The sequence below is a fragment of the Mycobacterium sp. SMC-2 genome (genome assembly GCF_025263485.1).
Lineage (GTDB): Bacteria > Actinomycetota > Actinomycetes > Mycobacteriales > Mycobacteriaceae > Mycobacterium.
Genome location: NZ_CP079863.1, coordinates 696,354 through 714,885, shown reverse-complemented (window position 1 = coordinate 714,885; position 18,532 = coordinate 696,354). Strand labels below are relative to the sequence as shown.

The following is an 18,532-nucleotide window of genomic DNA, read 5'->3' as shown; positions in this document are numbered from 1 at the left end:
TAGTGCGAAGCCGTCCCGTCAGCGACCAGCTACGACTGCACCCACCGCTCAATCTCCGGCGTAACGGCGTCGGTGATGTCGTCGTATTCGGGGTGCTTCTTGAGCACCGTGCCGATCATCGAGCACACGGGGACGATGCGCTTGCCTTCGGCGCGGGCCTCGTTGAGCGCCCCCTCGACGAGGATGGTCGCCAGGCCGCGTCCGCCGTAAGCAGGGTCGATTTCGGTGTGGTGGAAGACGCGCTGGTCGCCGCGGTCGGCGAAGTCGGCGAAGCCAACCTGCTTGCCTTCCACGGCAATCGTGTACCGGCCCTCCTCGAGGGCGACGGTCGCCTCTGCTCCGGTCTTATCGGTGGCCATTTGTGCTTTCCTTTCTTTGCGGTGCAGGTCGAGGCCGCAGCCGAGTGGTCGGCAACGGCGGGGCGGGCAGTCGGGTCAGCGGGCCCCGGTAGCCGTGGACGGCGCCGAAACGCTCGTCGGCGTCCTCCCACAGTTGGCGGTAACCGACGATGTCGTCGTGGCTTCGCCCCACGAAGTTCCACCACATCACCAGCTCCTCGGCGAACGGCGTTCCACCGAGCAGTAATACCCGCGCGGGCCGGTCCCCCACGTTGTGCAGGCGCAGCGAGGAGCGGGCAGGCCTGAGGTAGGCCAGCTCGGCTTCAGAAAGAGCGGCCTCCTCGGCACGCACAGCACCCAGATCGCAGAGCACGCCGTGCTCGAATGCCGGGTCGACATCGAGGTCCAGGTGAGTCCCGGCGTCGAGGTCAATCTGTGTCCCCAGCAGCGGAGTAAAGGTATGCACCGGGGACCGGCTGCCGGCCAGCTCTCCAAGGAACACCCGTGCCGTCGCCCCGGGCAGAGGCGCCGGCTTTGGCGCGCAGTGGGCGAAGTCGCGAGCGGTGTCGCGATCGGAATCGGGCAGCGCCACCCAGAGCTGGACACCGTGCAAGGCTGTCGGCGACGCAACCGAGACCTCAGAGTGGCAGATACCGGCGCCGGCGGTCATCAGGTTGAGCTCGCCGGGCCGCACCGCTGCGTGCACGCCCGCGCTGTCGTTGTGCTCCACTTCCCCACCGAACAGCCAACTGACGGTTTGTAGTCCGGTGTGGGGGTGCGGCGGGACATCCATGCGGGCGGATGCCGGACCGTAATGGTCGATGAAGCACCACGCCCCGATCAGCGAGCGCTGGCGTTGCGGCAGCGTCCGTCGCACCCGTATCGCGCGGGACCCGCCAAGGGGAACCTCCCAGGGGCGCAGCACCTCGGTGCCCGCGCTTGGTGAAGCGGCGCAGGCAACTTCGATCGGCGCCGGCTCAAGGTTGCTCATCGTCCACTTGACCGTACTCAGGTCCGTTACTTGCGCGGCGGCCGGAGCACCTTCATAACCAGCCGCATGACGGGTTCGGGTACCCGGTCCCGCATCGACAGTGCGGCGTCGGCGGCGCGCGATCGCACGGGGGTGCCGCGACCGAATACCCGGTTCAGCGGTCCCCCCGACGGTTCGAGCACCACATGCAGCGGCGGGGTGCCGACGGCGGCGCCCAGCGCATTGGCGATGACCATTCGCTGGATCTCGCTGGTGCCCTCAAAGATGGTGTACAGCTTGGCATCTCGGTACCACTTCTCCACCGGATGATCGGTGATGTAACCCCAGCCGCCCATGGTTTGAATGGCGCGTTCCGCGGCTTTGACGGCCACCTCGCTGGCGGCCATTTTCGACATCGAGCCTTCCCCGCGTTCGAAGGGGACGTTGTTGGCGGCCATCCACGACGCCCGCCAGGTCAGCAGCCGCGCGGCGTCGATCTGGGTAGCCAGCTCCGCCAGTGGGAAGGCGATGCCCTGGTTGTCGATGATCGGTCCGCCGAAGGCCTCGCGCTCCGTGGCGTACGCCGTCGCGTATTCCAGCGCGGCGCGCGCGATTCCGATGGCTTGCGCGGCGACCATGGGGCGGGTCTGTTCGAACGTGCCCAATGTCGCTGAGCCGGAGCGCTTTCCGCCTGCGACGACTTCGCGCGCTTTGGCGAGCTTGTGCTCGAGTTTGTCTTGTCCGCCAAGCAGATTGGCGCCGGGGACGCGGACGCCTTCCAACAGCAACTCGGCGGTGTGGGACGCGCGGCAGCCGAGCTTGTCCAGCTTGCGCACGATCTTCAGCCCTGGCGTCCCCCCGGGCACCAGGAACAGTGCCTGACCGCGATGGCCGAGTTCCTCGTCCACGACGGCGTTGACCACGTGCACGTTGGCTATGCCGCCGTTGCCGATCCACATCTTGTGGCCGTCGATGATCCAGTCGTCACCATCGCGGCGGGCGCGAGTGCGCAGATTACGTACGTCGCTGCCGCCCTCGGGCTCCGAAATCGCCAGCGCGGCGAGCTTGAGATCGCCTGGGGTCCCGAAACATTCGGGCGCCCATTCCAGCATCTGCTCCGGAGACGCCGCCTGCCCGATCGCCGACAGGGCCAACGCCGGCATCACGATTGCCAACCCGATGCCGGCGCAGCCCCAGAACAGTTCCTCCATGAACATCGGCAACGAGAGGCCGGTCGGGTCGCCGATCAGATCGCGGTAGAACAAGGGGCTGTAGAAGCCGCGCTGGGCCGCCTCCTCCAACACCGGCCACGGAAACTCCTGGCGCTGGTCGTAGTGGAGCGCCACGGGGCGGATCACTTCCTCGGCGAACTCGTGGGTCCGCCGCGCGAGGTCATGCTGTGCCGCAGTCGGGGTCAGGTCGAACGTCATGGATCCCGCCTTTGGGTCGACAGACTCGGTCGTGTCGAAGCTCTACCCCGTCGGCCACCCCAGCAAACGGCCCTGAGCAGGACGGAAGGTCAGGCGGCCGAGCGCGGCCCAACCTGCGCGAGGGGCAGGTGCAGCACCACCGCGGCCACCGGGACGGCTTCATGTTCGTGATTGGCGAGCAGCGCCGCGTTCTCCGGCAGCTGGCGGGAGTTGATCTCACCGGACGCGATGCGCCGTAGGACGTCGTGGGCCTGGGCCAGCTGCTCGCGCTTGCGGTATTGGCCCCCGGGCAGTTTGACGCCGGCCCACACGCCGTACTCCTCGCGGTGCGCGATGGCATGTTCGGCGCACCGGCGCTGCTGCGCCAGCGGGCAGCGGCGCAGGCACTGGAGGCGCGCCTCGACGGCCGACCGCTCGTAGGCACGGGCCTTGGCCGCGCCGTCGCCACCATCGTCGTCGGGGTAGCCGAACCACAGTTCCGGGTTGGCAGCGCAGGGGTGTCCCATGTCGGTCTCCTTGTCGAGCGTGAAACGTAGGCAAAAGCGTATACACATACGTCCGCGCAGCGCAAGGGAAACGTGACAGAAACGTATAAGCCGAGCGATACGGTCCCGGCTGTGTAATATCCGGCCCATGGCCGGAGCGTGCGGTGAGCCGTGAATCGGCCGGCGCGGCGATCCGCGCCCTGCGTGAGTCGCGCGACTGGTCGCTAGCCGACCTCGCCGCGGCGACCGGTGTCAGCATCATGGGGCTGAGCTTCTTAGAGCGCGGTGCCCGCAAGCCGCACAAAAGCACAGTTCAGAAGGTCGAGAATGGGCTAGGCCTCCCGCCGGGGACCTATTCTCGACTGTTGGTGGCGGCTGATCCGGCAGCGGAACTGGCCAGGCTGATGGCGGCACAACCGCCCACCGCCGTCCCCACCAGGCGCACCGGGCCCGTGGTCGTGGACCGTCGCAGCGACACAGAAATGCTGGAAGGCTATGCCGAAGCCCAGCTCGAAGCCCTCAAATCCGTCATCGATCGCTTGCCTGCGACAACATCAAACGAATATGAGACGTATATTCTGTCTGTGATCGCTCAGTGCGTGAAGGCAGAGATGCTCGCCGCCGGTTCCTGGCGGGTCGCGGTGAATGCCGGCGCCGACTCGACGGGCCGGCTGATGGAGCACCTCCACGCCCTCGAAGCGACGCGCACGGCCTTGCTGAAACGGATGCCGACCAGTTTGGGCGCGCGCTTCGACCGGGCCTGCGCACAGTCCTCATTGCCGGAGACCATCATCGCCGCGCTGGTCGGTGTCGACGTCGAAGAGCTCTGGGACATCCGCAACCGGGGGGCCATCCCGCCCGGAGCGCTCCCCCGTGTGCGCGCCTTCACCGATGCCGTCGAGTCGAAAGGCGAACACGCCGAGGGGGCGCAGTGACTGAAAGCGAAATCGAGCTCCTGAGCCGCGCTCATGACATGTTCGTCGGCGGCGTCCGGCTCCCTTCGCTGGATTCGGGCACTGGGCATCACCGCAACATGCTGCAGCGGCTCGCCGGGGCGAGCGACGGGTTGGCGCACGGTGGCTATCGGCTCGCCGTGGAGCACAGCCGGCAACGGCTCGCGGTGGCGGCTGCCACGGACGCCGCCGCGGCGGGCGTCATCGCCGGTGCCGACCGGGATCGGGCCCGGGCCCGCGACCTGACCCGAAACGTTCTCGACGAAGCCCGAGCCGACGCCGCCGTCATTCCGGCGACCCCCCTGGCCCAGCGCGAGGCGATGCGCCGCCGCGCGGCTCGACTGCGGGCGCAACGCGCGCACATCTTGTCCGCCCGCTTCCGGGCGCGCCGACGCGTGACAGAGCTGCGGGCGCTGCGCTACCAACTCCTGCGCCACCGAGCCGCCCGGCTGGGGAACGGCCGCGCCGCAATCGCGGTGCGCGCCGCATTGTCGCGCCTGGGCCGACCCTACGTGTGGGGCGCGACAGGGCCCGACCAATTCGATTGTTCGGGGCTGGTCCAGTGGAGCTATGCGCAAGCGGGAGTCCACTTGGACCGCACCACTTATCAGCAGATCAACGACGGACTCCCGGTGCCCCGTTCACAAGTCAGGCCCGGCGATCTCGTCTTCCCGCACGCCGGACACGTCCAGCTGGCCATCGGCAACGACCTGGTAGTCGAAGCGCCCTATTCGGGTGCATCGGTCCGGATCAGCCCGATGGGCCCCCACGTCGCTATTCGCCGACCGCTATGAGGAACAGGGTGAGCCTATGACGGAACAAGGCGGACCTTCGGTAGCCGCGATCCAGGCGCGGCAATCGGCACTGGCCGACAAGCACGGCAGGGTAGCCGACGCCGACCGGATGCTGGCCGAGGTGCTCTCCAGCGCCCATGACGCGATGCGTGAGGGTGTGAGGCGACTGGATGCCATTGCCGAGCAGATCGACCACGCAACCGTGCACCAAGCGAACCTTGCTGTGGATACGCCCATGGGCGCTCGCGAATTTCAGAGGTTTCTGTTGGCCAAACAAGGTGAGATCACCGCGGTTGTTGAGAACGCCCGAGAACTCAGCCAATCTAAAAAGGCTGTGCTGGATTCTCTTCGGGACCAGTACACCGCCGACAACGGCTAGCAAGGCACGGTCTCGGTGTCGTCCACAACCCCGCGGCGTAGTGAATTGTCGGCAGGAACGGGGCTGGGTACTGTCGCCGGGCATGGAACGGTCCCAACGCATCCCGCGAGGGTGCGCGGTGGCTGCAGCGCGGGTTGGGTAGCCGATGTCGGCGCACGAGGAGCTACTCGCCGCGGTGAAATATGTCCGGGACCGCACCGGTGACCCAAACGCGTGGCAGGCAGGTCTGTCGCCACGTGAGCTGGCCGCCGTGATCACCCCTACGACACGTCCCGAACAGCTCCAGGCGATTGCGGGCAAGATCCGTCAGCAATATGCGGCTGCGCCGGATCGAGAGAAGGGTGAGGCGGCGGAAGCCATCGCCCACGCCGAAGCCGCCCTGGCACACCAGAATTCGGCGAGCTCTCAGCTCGACATGCAAGTGATCACGGCGATCTTGAATGCCCATCTCAACACCGTCCAAGGCAGTCAGGCGCTGACGAAGTTGCAGCAAGACACCGAAGCCGCGGTGCGGACGCGATCGGACCTGGACACTCCGGCCGGAGCCCGCGATTTCCAGCGCTTTCTGATCGGCAAGCTCCGCGACATCCGCTCGGTGGTCCTCAACGCGAGCCTCGACGACACATCGAAATCGGCGCTGATGGCGGCATGGACATCGCTGTACGACGCGTCGACGAGCCCACCGAAGGGTGACGACGTACACCCGCCGGCGGAGGTGGCCGGCGCGGATGGGGCTACCGCGCCGGCAACAGAGGATTCGGGGTGGGATCCCCTGCTGGATTCCTTGTTGGCCGACGATCCGAGTCTGGCGACCGATGATCTGCCGGGGGGCGGTGTGCCGGAAGGTGCGACTGCGGCGCCCATGGCACCCGTGCTGCCGCCACTGCCCAACTTCTCCCCGGGATTGCCGAGTTTCGGCGCGACGCCGGCCGGCCTGCCACTGCCCGGCCTACCGGGTGACACCAGAACGGATCCGGCGCTGCAAGGCATGGATGACGAAAACCCACTCGACGCCGCGGACAATGCGGAACCGGAGACTGACGCTGCATCAGAGGGATCGGGCGACGAAAATAACGACGCTGGTCCGGACGCGGCAGCGCTCGAGGGTGAATCACCACCGACCGGTTCCACCACGGTGACCTTGCCCGACGGTGAGAGGTTGACGGCCGCCAGCCCGCAATTGGCGGCGGCAATCAAAGCCGCGGTCGGCGGAGCACCCATACCAGATGCGTTCCAGCAGCAAGGGATAACGATTCCGCCGCCAGGGACCGCGGTCACCAGCCCGGTCGACGCTTCGCGCGTCAGGCCGGCGGACATCGGGATCTTCATCGACCGGCACGCGCTAGCCCTCGGTCCCGGTAAGGCCCTCCTCGACGGCCAAATTCAAGACATCGCCACCGTGACCGGTCCAGGCTTTCTAGGCTGGGAGCATCCGCCGGCGGCGGCTGCGACCGAGACCGCGCCGGCGAAGCCCGACACACCGACACCCACGCGGCCGGCGACCTCGTCGACCACCTGACAATAGTGATCTCGCCGGTCTGGCCGGCGGCCGAAAACAGGAGACAGCGGATGGCAGATTCGATCCATGTGGTGCCCGCGCACTTGCGTCAGGCCGCCGCGCGTCACCAGGAGACCGCCGATTACTTGCGCACGGTCCCGTCATCGCACGAGGCGATCCAGGAGAGCCTGGATTCGCTGGGGCCGATCTTCGGTGAACTTCGCGACGCGGGCAGGGAACTGCTTGAGCTCAGACGTCAGTGCTACGAGCAACAAGCCGCGGACCACGCCGACCTGGCGGACAAGCTGACAGCGTCGGCGACGATGTGGGAACAGCACGAGCAGGATGGGGCGCGCAACCTCGGCGGCATCGCCGACCGCGGTCGATGACGGACGCGAATCCCGCTTTTGACACCGTTCACCCGAGTGGGCACATCCTCGTCCGCTCCTGCCGCGGCGGTTACATGCACAGCGTTGCGCTGAGTGAAGAGGCGATGGACACCGACGCCGAGACGCTGGCTCGAGGCATTTTGCTGACCGCCGACGTCTCTTGTCTCAAGGCATTGCTGGAGATCCGCGACGAGATCGTGGCGGCCGGACACACCCCTTCGGCCGAGGTTCCGACGCAGCGAGATCTCGATGCGGCGATCGAGAAGCTACTGGCGCATAAACTACGCCGCCGCAACAGAGCGATCTAGACGGCCTACAGCAGCCAGGTCTTGGCCGCATCGGGGTCCGGAGCGATATCCGTGGGCGGCTCTACGGGGTTGGGGCCGAACAACTCTCGTGCGCGGGCGAGCAGGGCACGCACTTCGTCGAGTTGCTGCTGCAGCGCAGATTCAGCCATGTCCCCACGCTACCCAGGCCGGCACAGCTGCACAATTCACTCACCGAATAAGCCGTTCGTCGGCTGCCGGTACGCTTAGCCGGTGGCGATCTTCGGTCGGATGACGGCGCGTCAGCGCCTCCGGAGAGCTACCCGGGAATCACTGGTGATGCCGGCCTTCAGCTCTCCGATCGATTGCACCCCGTGGGTGATCGGGGGGCTTTGGCCCGCCGAGCTGTCGACGATCACCGCCGAGAACGCCACGCTCGCAGACTATCTCAAGGTCGACCTGGAAAAGATCGCCGACAGCGCGAACGAACAGCTGAAAATGATCAAACGGGCGGGTTTGGCCGACGTGCCCCGCCGGGCGGAAGAGGCCCGGGTAATCGATGAAGCGCGTGCCCGCGCCGTGCGGCGGGTCGAATCGACGATTCGCCAGCTGCACGCGGGGAGGGCGGGGGTGACCGCCGGATATCCGCGCTCGCAGTTCGCCGAACCGGTGTCGCCGGACATGCATCAAACCCAAGTCATTCCTACTGTGATGGAGGCGGGCCCCGTCCCCGATGTGCCCGTCAGCAGCGTGCGCAGGCCGCGTTGGCGGGTCGCCGACAAGCCGGCTCCGGTCGCGCCGCCGCAAGGAGGTGGGGACCAGCCCGAGGCGCCTCCCCAGGACACCGCTTTCGAACACGAGGCCGTGGAGGTCGCCGTCGCGCCGGATATAAAGGAGACGCAAGTCATCCCCAGCGTGACGGAGCTGGAGGAGCCGGCAACGCAGCAGGACGAAGCCGAAAGGGCTCCGGACGCTGATGTGGGGGACGACCCCGCCTCGATCGCCGAAACGCAGATCATCCCGAAGATCAACGATGTCGAGCCCGCCCTTGCGGCCGAAAGCGCCGCGACGTCGGAATGGGAACCGGTCGGTCGCCACCACGCCGCGCCCGAGGAGCCCGCACCGGACGAGGACGAGGCGCAGCCAGAACCGGCCGAGCACCACTTCGCGGCGGCCGCGATGGAGGAAACGCAGATCATCCCCGCGATCACCCGGGCCGAGCACGTGGTCGATGAGTCCGCACGCCCGCCCCAGCGGGAAAACAACACAGCGGCAACGGGTTTCGATATCGATCGGCTGAATCGGCTCCTCGAGTTCGTGGTCCGCCAGGAGCCGCGGCTGAATTGGGCCGTCGGCGACTTTGCGGACGGCACGACCGTTTTGGTCACCGACCTCGCCCACGGCTGGATACCGGCAGGTATCAACCTTCCGGCGGGGGTGCGGCTGTTGGAACCCGAGCGACGCACCGGCAGGGTCGCCGCGTTGATCGCCGACGCGGTGCGTGTGGTGGCCTACGCTCCCGGGGACTCGCTGCGCCGCTCGGCCGACTTCACCGCGACTAAATCGTCGGTGGAACCACGGGAGCTGCCCGCCATCGCGGATCTGAGCAGGGTGCTGAGCGAGACCACGCGGGGGTTCGACGGACTCCCCCGCATCGTGCAGAGGCTGGCGGACGCGGCCGCCGCGGACGGCATTGTCATCGATCAGGAGGTCGATGTGCTGCGGGTGCACCTCGATACGGCGCGCTACCAGCTCTTGGTCCAATACCCGAACGTGAACCCGGCGCTCCTGCTCAAGTGTCTGTTGATGGCCGCCACCGAAGGCATCGCGAGCGGAGACTCGGTGGCGGCGAACTATCACCTCGCCTGGTATCAGAAACTCGCCGCCCAGCCTCACGGGGCATAGTGCCGCCGTGGCCCCCGAGTATGAATTGACGCTGGTTAAAGGGGTCGACATACTGTGATCGTGTCGGGTTCGGGCGGTCGCGCGAATCTCAGCGACAAGGATCTGGTCGAATCAGTTCTTCGTGAATTGAGCGAGGCGGCCGACAAGTGGGAAGCCCTCGTGGCGCAGGCCGAGGCCGTCACCTATAGCGTCGATCTCGGCGACGTCTACGCCGTGGCGAATGCCGACGGCCGGTTGCTCGAGCTGACTCTGCACCCCGGCGTGATGACCGGGTATGCGCATGGGGAGCTGGCCGACAGGCTGAACCTGGCGATCGCAGCGCTGCGCGAGGAGGCCGAGGCCGAGAACCGGGCGAGTTACGGCGGCCCGCTGCACTAATCGCGCGGTTATCGACCCATGCCGGGTGGACCTGCGAACGCTTGGGCGATCTCCAGCCAACGCTGCGCGTCGGGCCCATGCGCTGTGATGGCGAGGGCGCTGAGCGGGCGCCGCTGAGTGACCAAGTAGCAGAAATCTTCGGCGGAACCGGTGACCCGCTGCGTCGCGTCGGGCGGTCCCCAGCTCCAGGTGTCACCGCGGGGTCCGCGCAGCTCGACGAAGAACGGCTCGGCCGGAGCGGGCAGGTTGTTGACGAAGAACGCGTAGTCGCGGGTGCGCACGCCCAAGTGGGCGATCGACCGCAGCCGGTCGGTGGCCGCCCGTCGGACGCCCAGCGCGTCGGCGACGTCCAGCCCGTGCGCCCAGGTCTCCATCAACCGCGCGGTAGCCATCGAGGCCGCACTCATCGGTGGCCCGAACCAGGGAAGTTTGCGGCCGGCGGGGACCCGCAGCAGCTCGTCATGCAGCCGACCACGGGTGGCCCGCCACTCGGCGAGCAGCTCGGCCGGAGCTAGTCCCGCCAATTCCTCGGCGCCCGCGTCGACGAAACCTGTCGGGTCGGCGGCTGCCGCCTGGAGCAGTTCGGCGAACCCGGCCTCGTTGGTGACCGACGTCAGCGCGACGCGGTCGGTCCACAACAAATGCCCGATCTGGTGGGCGATGGTCCAGCCCGGCGCGGGAGTGGGATCGGCCCAGCGTTGGGCCGGCAGCGGCGCGACGAGGGCGTCGAGGTCGTCGCTCTCGGCGCGCAGGTCAGCCACGATCGGTTCGGGACCCGTCATCATTGACTCCGCTCGTCGGTTGCTTCCGCAGGGTAATGATTATTCGCCTGTTCGCCGCCCCGGCCGAGCAGGCTGTGCATGGCCAGCCCAACCAGGTAGAGCCCCGAGCCGAACAGCGCGAATGCGGGCGCATGCCCGTCGGCGGGAATCAACGTCGCGGCCACCGTGATCGAGGCGATGAACGCGACCCAGAACAGCGCGTCCTGCACGGCGAACACGTGCCCGCGAAGGGCGTCATCGACGTCCAGTTGCATCGCAGAGTCGGCGCAGAGCTTCACCATCTGCCCGGTCACGCCGAGGAAGAAGCCGCACACCGCCATGACCGGCAGCAGTAACCCGGCGCCCGCAACCTCGAGGACCGCCGACGTCGCGAGCGCACCGTTCACCGTCGCATAGCGCCCCCAGCGCCGAACCGCCGGCGGAGTCAGCACATTGGCCAGGAATGCGCCGAGGCCGGTGGCGCCGAAGAACACCAGAGCGGTACCCAATCCCCCGGCCTGGGGATCTTTCAGGTGGTGGACCAGCAACAACACCAGCAGGGAGTTGATGCCGATCACCATGCGGTGGGAGGCCAAGCCCGACAGGGTCGCGGCAACCGTCGGCCGCTGCGCCACCGTGCGCGCGCCGTGCAGCCAGCCGGTGATCACGGCGTAGAAGACCGGTCCGTGGATCGCCCTCTTGGTGTCGTCGGGGCCCAGCACCCGCGGGCCGAACCGCAACGACAACAGCAAGGCGATCGACACGGGGACTCCGGTGAGGAAGATGATCGCCGCGGCGCCCCTGTCCCCGGCGCCGAGCAGGAATCGGGGCACGAGCATGAAGTTGGCGCCGATGAAGGCGGCGATGGCCCCCGACGCGATGGCCAGGGCGTTCATCGTCACGACCTGTTCGCGCGGCACGACGTGCGGCAGTGACGCCGACAGTCCGGACGCGACGAATCGGGCCAAGCCGTTGGCGAATAGCGCGCCCAGCAACAGCGGCAGGTCGCCGGCTCTGACCGCCAGGATCGTGCCGATCGCCGCGATCAGGACGAGACGGCCGGCGTTGGCGCCGACGATCACCAGCCGCCGGTCCCAACGGTCCATCAGCGCGCCGGCGAACGGGCCCAACAGCGAGTACGGCAGGAACAGCACGGTGAACGCCCGCGCGATGGACATCGGATCGGCGGCCCGGTCCGGATTGAACAGCAACGCTCCGGCCAGACCCGCCTGGAACAGTCCATCGCCGAATTGACTCGCCATGCGCACCTGCAGCAGCCGCCAGAAGTCTGGCAAACTGCGCACCGACCGCCATATATCGGCGGGTGCGCTTGAGTTCATCCGGGATTGGATCACAAAACCGACTTCCACAATTGGGGCCAGCAAGCTCGTCATGGTCCGAGCCGACTTACCAACACTACAAATCTTCACGCCCGGCGCTCGATTCCCCCGGACGGCGAGTGCCGGATGCGATGATGGTGTGGTGCCGCCGCCCGAGGATCCAGAGGACTATGTCGCGCCGGCCGCGCAGCGAGTGCGCGCGGGCACATTGCTGCTTGCCAACACCGATCTTTTCGAGCCGACTTTCCGGCGCAGCGTGATCTACATCGTCGAGCACAACGACGGCGGAACCCTGGGCGTCGTCCTCAACCGTGCCAGCGAGACCGCGGTGTACAACGTGCTACCGCAGTGGACCAAACTGGCGGCCAAGCCGAAGACGATGTTCATCGGCGGCCCGGTGAAGCGGGACGCGGCCCTATGCCTGGCGGCGTTGCGGGTGGGTGCCGATCCGCAGGGCGTGGCCGGCCTGCGGCACGTGGACGGCCGGGTGGTGATGGTCGACCTCGACGCCGACCCGGACACGATCGCGCCCTTCGTGGAGGGGGTGCGAATCTTCGCGGGCTACTCCGGATGGACCATCGGTCAGCTGGAAGGCGAAATCGAACGCGACGACTGGATCGTGTTGTCCGCGTTGCCATCCGACGTTCTCGCGGGGTCGAGATCGGACCTGTGGGGGCAGGTGCTGCGCCGCCAGCCGCTGCCGCTGTCGCTGCTGGCGACGCATCCGATCGACCTCAGCCGCAACTAGGCCCCCGCGTCCGGGGCCGTCCGCGAAATTTCAGTGGCAGGACTGCGTGCAGCCGGCGCAGGTCCCCGCGCAGCTTGGTGCCGCCGCTTCTTGCTGCAGCGCGAAACGCGCGCTCTGCCATGACCCGGCGGCCAGCGTTCCGAAGGCACCGGCGACGCAGACGATCAACACCACCAGCGCGGTGTGCGGCGAGGCTGCCAGCGCCACCACTCCGCCGGCGGCCAGCATGATCGCCGCCGCCAGTTGCGCCGGAGCCAATGACCGCAGCGCCAGCGCGGTGGGATCGGCGGTCCGGGTGCGCGCCAGCGCCCAACTTCCGAAGCCGGCCGAAGCCACCGCCGCACACATGCACAGCACCCCCGCAATCAGCATGGCCTCACAATACGAGCCCGGGCGCGGGCGCGCTCAGTGGGCTCCGGGGGCGCCGCCGAATCGTTCAGTGCTGCAGGAACGAGAAATTGGGGAGTGGGGGCAGGCCGGGAACGAGGGTCAATAGGTTCGGCATGGGCTGGCGGCCGGGCATGGGCGCCTGCACCGGGACGCCCGCCGGAGCCATCGCCGAGGTCTGCCGGAGCGGAGCCACGGCGGGGGCCTGCGCGACCGGAGCCGCGGCCGGAACCTGCGGAACGGGACCTGCGGCGGGAACTTGCGGCACCGGTGCCTGTGCGACCGGCACCGGTGCGTGTGCGACGGGCGCCGGGGCCAGCCCGACCGGCGAGGTAGCGCGGGGCGGGGCCGGTGCCGGGACCGGGGCCCCGGGAACGGTCACGCGGAAGCCGTTGACGATGGCGTCGGTGGCGGGTGCGTCGGCCACGGCCACGGCACGATCGGTGGTCACCGAGAGCGACACCAGGTACTTGTCCTGCCCGGAGGTGGCGATGACGTGGCGCCGCGAGGTGTTCAGCGTCATGTCACCGTCGCGGTACGTGCCTTCGACGATCGACGACGGGAAGCCGCCGAAATCGGCCATCGAGGCGTTGGTGGGCTGCCAGGCCAGCAGTTTCTGGCTGTCGACGTAGCCGTGGCTGATGGCCTCTCGGGGGTCGAAGTTGCCGACCAGCTTGTACACCACCACCTGGGCATTCGAGGTGTAGATGCTGCTGCCTTGCCGGTCGGCGATCACCGCGAACGCGTCCGGGACGTTGGGGTCGGGTACCTGGGTCCAGCGGGGCGGCATCGGCAAGGTGATGTCGAGCGCCTTGAGGGTCTGTGGTTTTTGCGGCTCGAGGCTGACGCCCTTGGACTGCAGGTATTCACGAATCGTCCCGGAGGCGGCGGGAGTGATGGCGGGGGCCGCCGGTGCGGCGGGCGCGGCCGCTGCCGGGGCGAGCGAACCGGGGGTCGTCGGCGCCGCGACGGGATTCGACGCCGGCGGCGCCGCGAGGAACCGGTTGGCGGGCGCCTGCCCGGGCACGGCGGCGACGTTCTGCGGCGCCGGGATGGCGGGAGCGGGTGACGGAGAGGGAAGCACTGGATCGGCCGATGCGTTGGCGCCCGTGACGACCGCCATGCTGATAAGACCGGCGACCATACCCCCGAGGAGCGCACGGTGGGTGGGGAGGATCTCAATCATCTGCGTCGGTCCTTCCTCCAATGGCGCATTGCCAGGCTGTTAGAGGCCGACTGTAACTACAGGTCAAAGGCCGTGAACAGGCTCGAAATCGAGATGGGATGAAGCTCTGATCGGTGCGCAACGGAACCGAGACCATCCTGTGGCCGGCGGTGGGGCCGAGGCGGTCCTTATACCCTGTTCAGGTGACCGAATCCCCGACCACCGCCGCCGAGAGCAACTCGGGTGCCGTTCAGACGGACTCCGACGCGCCGGCGTATCGCTACACCGCGGCGCTGGCGGGCCGTATCGAAGCCACCTGGCAGGAGAACTGGGCGAAGCTCGGCACCTTCAACGTGCCCAACCCGGTCGGTTCGTTGGCCCCGACGGATGGCACCCCGGTCCCCGCTGACAAGTTGTTCGTGCAGGACATGTTTCCCTATCCCTCGGGGGAGGGGCTGCACGTCGGCCACCCGCTGGGCTATATCGCCACCGACGTGTACGCCCGCTACTTCCGGATGACCGGACATAACGTCCTGCACGCGTTGGGTTTCGACTCCTTCGGTCTGCCCGCCGAGCAATACGCCGTTCAAACCGGCACGCATCCGCGCACCCGGACCGAGGCGAACGTGGTGAATTTCCGGCGTCAGCTGGGCCGGCTGGGTCTTGGCCACGACAGCCGGCGCAGCTTCTCGACCACCGACGTCGAGTTCTACAAGTGGACGCAGTGGATCTTCCTGCAGATCTACAACGCCTGGTTCGACACCGCCGCCCGGAAGGCCCGCCCGATCGCCGAGCTGATCGCTGAATTCGACTCCGGCGCGCGGCGTCTCGATGACGGACGGGACTGGATCACGTTGTCGGCGGGGGAGCGGGCCGATGTCATCGACAGTCATCGACTGGTCTACCGCGCCGACTCGATGGTGAACTGGTGTCCCGGGCTCGGCACGGTGCTGGCCAACGAAGAGGTCACCGCCGACGGACGCAGCGACCGCGGCAACTTCCCGGTTTTCCGGAAACGCCTGCGGCAGTGGATGATGCGGATCACCGCCTATGCCGACCGGCTTCTCGACGACCTGGAACTGCTGGATTGGCCCGAAGCGGTCAAAACCATGCAGCGCAACTGGATTGGCCGCTCCACGGGAACCAGGGCCCTGTTTTCGGCGAGCAACACCAGTGGCGAGACGGTCGACATCGAGGTATTCACCACCCGGCCCGACACCATGTTCGGCGCCACCTACCTGGTGCTGGCTCCCGAGCACGACCTGGTCGACGAGTTGGCCGTGCCCAGCTGGCCGGACGGCACCGACGCGCGGTGGACCTACGGGGCCGCCACGCCGGGGGAGGCCGTCGCCGGCTACCGGCAGGCGATCGCGGCGAAATCGGACCTCGAGCGCCAGGAAAGCAGGGAGAAGACCGGTGTCTTCCTGGGCAGCTACGCGACCAACCCCGCCAACGGGAAGCCGGTGCCGATTTTCATCGCCGACTACGTATTGGCCGGGTACGGCACCGGCGCGATCATGGCGGTGCCCGGCCATGACCAGCGCGACTGGGACTTCGCCCACGAGCTCGGCCTGCCGATAGTGGAAGTTATTGCCGGGGGCGACATTTCGGAAGCCGCATACCCGGGCGACGGCGTGCTGGTCAACTCCGGCTACCTCGACGGGATGGACGTGGCGGCGGCGAAGGAAGCGATCACCGCACGCCTGGAGGCGGAGGGACGCGGCTGGGCACGGATCGAATTCAAGCTGCGGGACTGGCTTTTCGCCCGGCAGCGCTACTGGGGTGAGCCCTTCCCGATCGTCTACGACAGCGACGGACGCGCACACGCGCTCGACGAGGCCGCGCTGCCGGTCGAGCTGCCCGACGTGCCCGACTATTCGCCCGTGCTGTTCGACCCCGACGACGCCGACAGCGAGCCGTCGCCACCACTGGCCAAGGCGACCGAGTGGGTGCACGTCGAACTGGACATCGGCGACGGCCTGCAGCCCTACACCCGCGACACCAACGTGATGCCGCAGTGGGCCGGCAGCTCATGGTACGAACTGCGCTACACCGATCCACACAACTCGGAACGGTTGTGCGCCAAGGAGAATGAGGCGTACTGGATGGGTCCGAGGCCCGCGGAGCACGGACCGCAGGATCCCGGCGGCGTCGACCTGTACGTCGGAGGCGCCGAACACGCGGTGCTCCACCTGCTCTACGCGCGGTTCTGGCACAAGGTCCTGTATGACCTCGGCCACGTCAGCTCCAAGGAGCCGTACCGCCGACTGATCAACCAGGGCTACATCCAAGCCTTCGCCTACACCGACTCGCGCGGCTCTTACGTCCCGGCAGACGAGGTGGTCGAGCGCGGCGGCCGCTTCTTCTATCCGGGCACCGGCGGTGAGATCGAGGTCTTCCAGGAATTCGGCAAAATCGGTAAGAGCCTGAAGAATTCGATATCACCCGACGAGATCTGCGACGAATACGGCGCGGACACGCTGCGCGTGTACGAGATGTCGATGGGCCCGCTGGAGGCCTCCCGGCCGTGGGCCACCAAGGACGTCGTCGGGGCGCACCGCTTCCTGCAGCGTGTGTGGCGGCTGGTGGTCGACGAGCAGACCGGCGCGACACGGGTGCTCGACGTGGCTGACGAACAAGAACTCGATACCGACACCCTGCGCGCGCTGCACCGCACCATCGCGGGAGTCTCGGAAGACTATGCGGCACTACGGAACAACACCGCGGCGGCCAAGCTTATCGAGTACACCAACCACCTCACCAAAGAGCACCGCGACGCGGTGCCGCGGGCGGCGGTCGAGCCGCTGGTGCTGATGTTGGCGCCGCTGGCCCCGCACATGGCCGAGGAGCTATGGCTGCGGCTGGGCCACACCACTTCGCTGGCGCACGGCCCGTTCCCGCAAGCCGACCCGGCCTACCTGGTCGAGGACAGCGTCGAATACCCGGTCCAGGTCAACGGCAAGGTGCGTGGGCGAGTGGTGGTGGCCGCCGACGCCGACCAGGACACGTTGAAGGCCGCGGCATTGTCCGATGAGAAGGTCCGGGCTTTCTTGGCTGGCGCCAACCCGCGCAAGGTGATCGTCGTCCCGGGCCGGCTGGTCAACCTGGTCGTCTAGCGATACCGGGGTCACCGGGGCCGCAGCACCACCTCGTGGACGTGGCCGTCCGGCGGTGTCGCCACGACGTTGGCCACCGCGGCCGCGACGGTTTCGGGCCTGAGGAACTTGGCGGGGTCGTACGTGCCGCCCTCGAACGCGACGAGTTCGCGCTGCATCTGGCTATCGGTGCGGCCGGGGTACATGGTGGTCACCCGCAGCTCCGGTTCGTCGGCGCGCAGCGAGTCGGCGAAGGCGCGCAACGCGAACTTGCTGGCGGAGTAGGAGGCCATGCCGGGCGAAACGTTGCGCCCCGCACCGGAGTTGATGAAGACCACCTGGCCACGGGCACGCCGCAGCGCCGGCAGCAGCGCCAGTGTGAGTTCCACCGGTCCAAACACATTGACGGCGAAGGTGGCGCGCCACTCCTCGACGGCGGACTCCGCGACATGGCCGGGGATGGATACCCCGGCGTTGTGCACCAGCACGTCGAGTTCGTCGACGATCTCGCAGGCGGCCTCGATGTCCCCGGAATCGGTCAGGTCCAGCGGGAACGTCGTCGAGCCGAGCCGCGCCGCCACCGCGTCGAGCCGGTCAGACGGCCGACCGGCCAGCAGCAGGGTGTGGGTGGGCGCCAGCGCCGTGGCGATCGCTGAACCGATACCGCCGCCGGCGCCGGTGATGAGTGCAGTGGGCATGTAAGGCAGTCTACGTGCGCCGCCAAACTCGTTGAATGGCAGGTACTTTCACGCCTCTTTGCGGACCGGTGGGTCACCCGCGGGGTGGGCTGACGGTTCGCCCGAGGCCAGCCGCTCCAGCGGCGCCAGCGCCTGCATCAGGGTGTTGAGGTCGGACGCGGGAAGCTGACTGAGCATCGCGGCCAGGGAGGCGCGCCGGTTGGCCAGGGACTCGCCATGAACGGCACGCCCGCGGGGGGTGATATCGACCAGCACCGCCCGCAGGTCGGACGGGTCACGCGAGCGTTTCACCAGCCCCAGCTTCTCCAGCCGTCGGATCGCCACGGTGGTGGTGGGAGTCCGCACTCGTTCGTGGGCCGCCAGGTCGGTCATCCGAATCGGTCCCTGATCCAGCAGAGTGACGAGGATCGACAGCTGCGCCAATGTCAGTTCTCCCGCGGCCACACCGCTCGGGTCCCCGCGCCGCAGAATCGAAAACAATTTGGACAGCGCACGGTGCAAACCTTCCGCAAGCTCGGTCACGTCGGCTGCGGTGGATTCGCTGTCCGCCATA

General features: G+C 67.8%; 21 protein-coding genes and 1 pseudogene. 11 read left to right on the top strand and 11 right to left on the bottom strand.

The features are described 5' to 3' along the window. Nucleotides 1–29 precede the first annotated feature (29 nt). The 4 genes from KXD96_RS03425 to KXD96_RS03410 form a co-directional block, all read right to left on the bottom strand. Nucleotides 30–359 (bottom strand): GNAT family N-acetyltransferase, encoded by a 330-nt coding sequence (locus tag KXD96_RS03425; RefSeq protein WP_260742926.1) that lies wholly within the window; start codon nucleotides 357–359, stop codon nucleotides 30–32. Then, entirely contained in the window at nucleotides 346–1,329 is a 984-nt protein-coding gene (locus tag KXD96_RS03420; RefSeq protein ID WP_260742924.1) for a pirin family protein, read from the bottom strand. The genes KXD96_RS03425 and KXD96_RS03420 overlap by 14 nt, the downstream gene beginning before the upstream one ends. Before the next feature lie 26 nt (nucleotides 1,330–1,355). Further along, a complete protein-coding gene (locus KXD96_RS03415) occupies nucleotides 1,356–2,738 on the bottom strand; it encodes an acyl-CoA dehydrogenase family protein (RefSeq protein WP_260742922.1) in 1,383 nt (460 codons plus the stop codon). Nucleotides 2,739–2,827: 89 nt separating this feature from the next. Next, nucleotides 2,828–3,244: a WhiB family transcriptional regulator gene (locus KXD96_RS03410; RefSeq protein ID WP_260742919.1), complete on the bottom strand. Its 417-nt coding sequence runs from the start codon at nucleotides 3,242–3,244 to the stop codon at nucleotides 2,828–2,830. A 143-nt stretch (nucleotides 3,245–3,387) separates the two neighbouring features. Here KXD96_RS03410 and KXD96_RS03405 point away from each other — a divergent pair, with 143 nt between their 5' ends. The 6 genes from KXD96_RS03405 to KXD96_RS03380 all read left to right on the top strand — a co-directional run bounded on the left by KXD96_RS03405 (nucleotide 3,388) and on the right by KXD96_RS03380 (nucleotide 7,544). Beyond that, entirely contained in the window at nucleotides 3,388–4,158 is a 771-nt protein-coding gene (locus tag KXD96_RS03405; RefSeq protein ID WP_260742917.1) for a helix-turn-helix domain-containing protein, read from the top strand. After that, the gene (locus KXD96_RS03400) at nucleotides 4,155–4,970 is read left to right on the top strand and encodes a C40 family peptidase (RefSeq protein ID WP_260742916.1); all 816 of its coding nucleotides are present in this window, start codon (nucleotides 4,155–4,157) and stop codon (nucleotides 4,968–4,970) included. Before KXD96_RS03405 ends, KXD96_RS03400 begins: the two co-directional genes overlap by 4 nt. A gap of 16 nt (nucleotides 4,971–4,986) precedes the next feature. Continuing rightward, nucleotides 4,987–5,349, top strand: a complete 363-nt coding sequence (locus KXD96_RS03395; RefSeq protein WP_260742914.1) for a DUF4226 domain-containing protein — start codon at nucleotides 4,987–4,989, stop codon at nucleotides 5,347–5,349. 145 nt (nucleotides 5,350–5,494) lie between these two features. Beyond that, nucleotides 5,495–6,868 (top strand): DUF4226 domain-containing protein, encoded by a 1,374-nt coding sequence (locus KXD96_RS03390; protein ID WP_260742913.1) that lies wholly within the window; start codon nucleotides 5,495–5,497, stop codon nucleotides 6,866–6,868. A gap of 50 nt (nucleotides 6,869–6,918) precedes the next feature. Next, a complete protein-coding gene (locus KXD96_RS03385; protein WP_260742912.1) occupies nucleotides 6,919–7,236 on the top strand; it encodes an ESX-1 secretion-associated protein in 318 nt (105 codons plus the stop codon). After that, nucleotides 7,233–7,544 (top strand): DUF2694 domain-containing protein, encoded by a 312-nt coding sequence (locus KXD96_RS03380; protein ID WP_260742911.1) that lies wholly within the window; start codon nucleotides 7,233–7,235, stop codon nucleotides 7,542–7,544. Before KXD96_RS03385 ends, KXD96_RS03380 begins: the two co-directional genes overlap by 4 nt. Nucleotides 7,545–7,549: 5 nt before the next feature. Here the strand turns inward: KXD96_RS03380 and KXD96_RS03375 are convergent, their stop codons facing one another. Next, nucleotides 7,550–7,693 (bottom strand): hypothetical protein, encoded by a 144-nt coding sequence (locus KXD96_RS03375; RefSeq protein ID WP_260742910.1) that lies wholly within the window; start codon nucleotides 7,691–7,693, stop codon nucleotides 7,550–7,552. Between the two features lie 82 nt (nucleotides 7,694–7,775). Here KXD96_RS03375 and KXD96_RS28590 point away from each other — a divergent pair. The 3 genes and pseudogenes from KXD96_RS28590 to KXD96_RS03365 form a co-directional block, all read left to right on the top strand. Beyond that, a pseudogene (locus KXD96_RS28590) lies at nucleotides 7,776–8,109 on the top strand (hypothetical protein); the annotation flags it as partial. Between the two features lie 74 nt (nucleotides 8,110–8,183). Continuing rightward, on the top strand, nucleotides 8,184–9,407 hold the full coding sequence (locus KXD96_RS03370) for a DUF5631 domain-containing protein (protein WP_313901650.1): 1,224 nt from the start codon (nucleotides 8,184–8,186) through the stop codon (nucleotides 9,405–9,407). A 57-nt stretch (nucleotides 9,408–9,464) separates the two neighbouring features. Further along, nucleotides 9,465–9,785, top strand: coding sequence for a DUF2710 domain-containing protein (locus KXD96_RS03365; protein WP_260745187.1), 321 nt, complete (start codon nucleotides 9,465–9,467; stop codon nucleotides 9,783–9,785). Between the two features lie 8 nt (nucleotides 9,786–9,793). On the opposite strand, the gene KXD96_RS03360 is transcribed toward KXD96_RS03365, so the two are convergent. Next, entirely contained in the window at nucleotides 9,794–10,567 is a 774-nt protein-coding gene (locus KXD96_RS03360) for a TIGR03084 family metal-binding protein (RefSeq protein ID WP_260742907.1), read from the bottom strand. Beyond that, complete coding sequence (locus KXD96_RS03355) at nucleotides 10,567–11,940, bottom strand: MFS transporter (protein WP_260742906.1); 1,374 nt, start codon at nucleotides 11,938–11,940, stop codon at nucleotides 10,567–10,569. The genes KXD96_RS03360 and KXD96_RS03355 overlap by 1 nt, the downstream gene beginning before the upstream one ends. A gap of 85 nt (nucleotides 11,941–12,025) precedes the next feature. On the opposite strand from KXD96_RS03355, the gene KXD96_RS03350 reads away from it, so the two are divergent. Continuing rightward, nucleotides 12,026–12,634 (top strand): YqgE/AlgH family protein, encoded by a 609-nt coding sequence (locus tag KXD96_RS03350; protein WP_260742905.1) that lies wholly within the window; start codon nucleotides 12,026–12,028, stop codon nucleotides 12,632–12,634. A gap of 30 nt (nucleotides 12,635–12,664) precedes the next feature. Here the strand turns inward: KXD96_RS03350 and KXD96_RS03345 are convergent, their stop codons facing one another. Together KXD96_RS03345 and KXD96_RS03340 are read right to left on the bottom strand one after the other, a co-directional pair. Beyond that, nucleotides 12,665–13,006, bottom strand: a complete 342-nt coding sequence (locus KXD96_RS03345; RefSeq protein WP_260742904.1) for a hypothetical protein — start codon at nucleotides 13,004–13,006, stop codon at nucleotides 12,665–12,667. Nucleotides 13,007–13,070: 64 nt separating this feature from the next. Next, complete coding sequence (locus KXD96_RS03340) at nucleotides 13,071–14,207, bottom strand: LpqN/LpqT family lipoprotein (protein ID WP_260742903.1); 1,137 nt, start codon at nucleotides 14,205–14,207, stop codon at nucleotides 13,071–13,073. 182 nt (nucleotides 14,208–14,389) lie between these two features. Between KXD96_RS03340 and leuS the strand changes: the two genes are divergently transcribed. Next, nucleotides 14,390–17,302, top strand: a complete 2,913-nt coding sequence (gene leuS, locus KXD96_RS03335; protein WP_260742902.1) for a leucine--tRNA ligase — start codon at nucleotides 14,390–14,392, stop codon at nucleotides 17,300–17,302. Nucleotides 17,303–17,313: 11 nt separating this feature from the next. Here the strand turns inward: leuS and KXD96_RS03330 are convergent, their stop codons facing one another. Then, nucleotides 17,314–17,979 (bottom strand): SDR family oxidoreductase, encoded by a 666-nt coding sequence (locus KXD96_RS03330; RefSeq protein ID WP_260742900.1) that lies wholly within the window; start codon nucleotides 17,977–17,979, stop codon nucleotides 17,314–17,316. A gap of 48 nt (nucleotides 17,980–18,027) precedes the next feature. Continuing rightward, complete coding sequence (locus tag KXD96_RS03325; protein ID WP_260742899.1) at nucleotides 18,028–18,531, bottom strand: MarR family winged helix-turn-helix transcriptional regulator; 504 nt, start codon at nucleotides 18,529–18,531, stop codon at nucleotides 18,028–18,030. Nucleotide 18,532: the final 1 nt, after the last annotated feature.

Bases quoted from the DNA above. Each gene is read 5' to 3' on its own strand.
- KXD96_RS03425 (WP_260742926.1), bottom strand. From the start codon at position 359: ATGGCCACCGATAAGACCGGAGCAGAGGCGACCGTCGCCCTCGAGGAG.
- KXD96_RS03420 (WP_260742924.1), bottom strand. From the start codon at position 1,329: ATGAGCAACCTTGAGCCGGCGCCGATCGAAGTTGCCTGCGCCGCTTCA.
- KXD96_RS03415 (WP_260742922.1), bottom strand. From the start codon at position 2,738: ATGACGTTCGACCTGACCCCGACTGCGGCACAGCATGACCTCGCGCGG.
- KXD96_RS03410 (WP_260742919.1), bottom strand. From the start codon at position 3,244: ATGGGACACCCCTGCGCTGCCAACCCGGAACTGTGGTTCGGCTACCCC.
- KXD96_RS03395 (WP_260742914.1), top strand. From the start codon at position 4,987: ATGACGGAACAAGGCGGACCTTCGGTAGCCGCGATCCAGGCGCGGCAA.
- KXD96_RS03390 (WP_260742913.1), top strand. From the start codon at position 5,495: ATGTCGGCGCACGAGGAGCTACTCGCCGCGGTGAAATATGTCCGGGAC.
- KXD96_RS03385 (WP_260742912.1), top strand. From the start codon at position 6,919: ATGGCAGATTCGATCCATGTGGTGCCCGCGCACTTGCGTCAGGCCGCC.
- KXD96_RS03380 (WP_260742911.1), top strand. From the start codon at position 7,233: ATGACGGACGCGAATCCCGCTTTTGACACCGTTCACCCGAGTGGGCAC.
- KXD96_RS03375 (WP_260742910.1), bottom strand. From the start codon at position 7,693: ATGGCTGAATCTGCGCTGCAGCAGCAACTCGACGAAGTGCGTGCCCTG.
- KXD96_RS03370 (WP_313901650.1), top strand. From the start codon at position 8,184: ATGCATCAAACCCAAGTCATTCCTACTGTGATGGAGGCGGGCCCCGTC.
- KXD96_RS03360 (WP_260742907.1), bottom strand. From the start codon at position 10,567: ATGACGGGTCCCGAACCGATCGTGGCTGACCTGCGCGCCGAGAGCGAC.
- KXD96_RS03355 (WP_260742906.1), bottom strand. From the start codon at position 11,940: ATGACGAGCTTGCTGGCCCCAATTGTGGAAGTCGGTTTTGTGATCCAA.
- KXD96_RS03345 (WP_260742904.1), bottom strand. From the start codon at position 13,006: ATGCTGATTGCGGGGGTGCTGTGCATGTGTGCGGCGGTGGCTTCGGCC.
- KXD96_RS03340 (WP_260742903.1), bottom strand. From the start codon at position 14,207: ATGATTGAGATCCTCCCCACCCACCGTGCGCTCCTCGGGGGTATGGTC.
- KXD96_RS03330 (WP_260742900.1), bottom strand. From the start codon at position 17,979: ATGCCCACTGCACTCATCACCGGCGCCGGCGGCGGTATCGGTTCAGCG.
- KXD96_RS03325 (WP_260742899.1), bottom strand. From the start codon at position 18,531: ATGGCGGACAGCGAATCCACCGCAGCCGACGTGACCGAGCTTGCGGAA.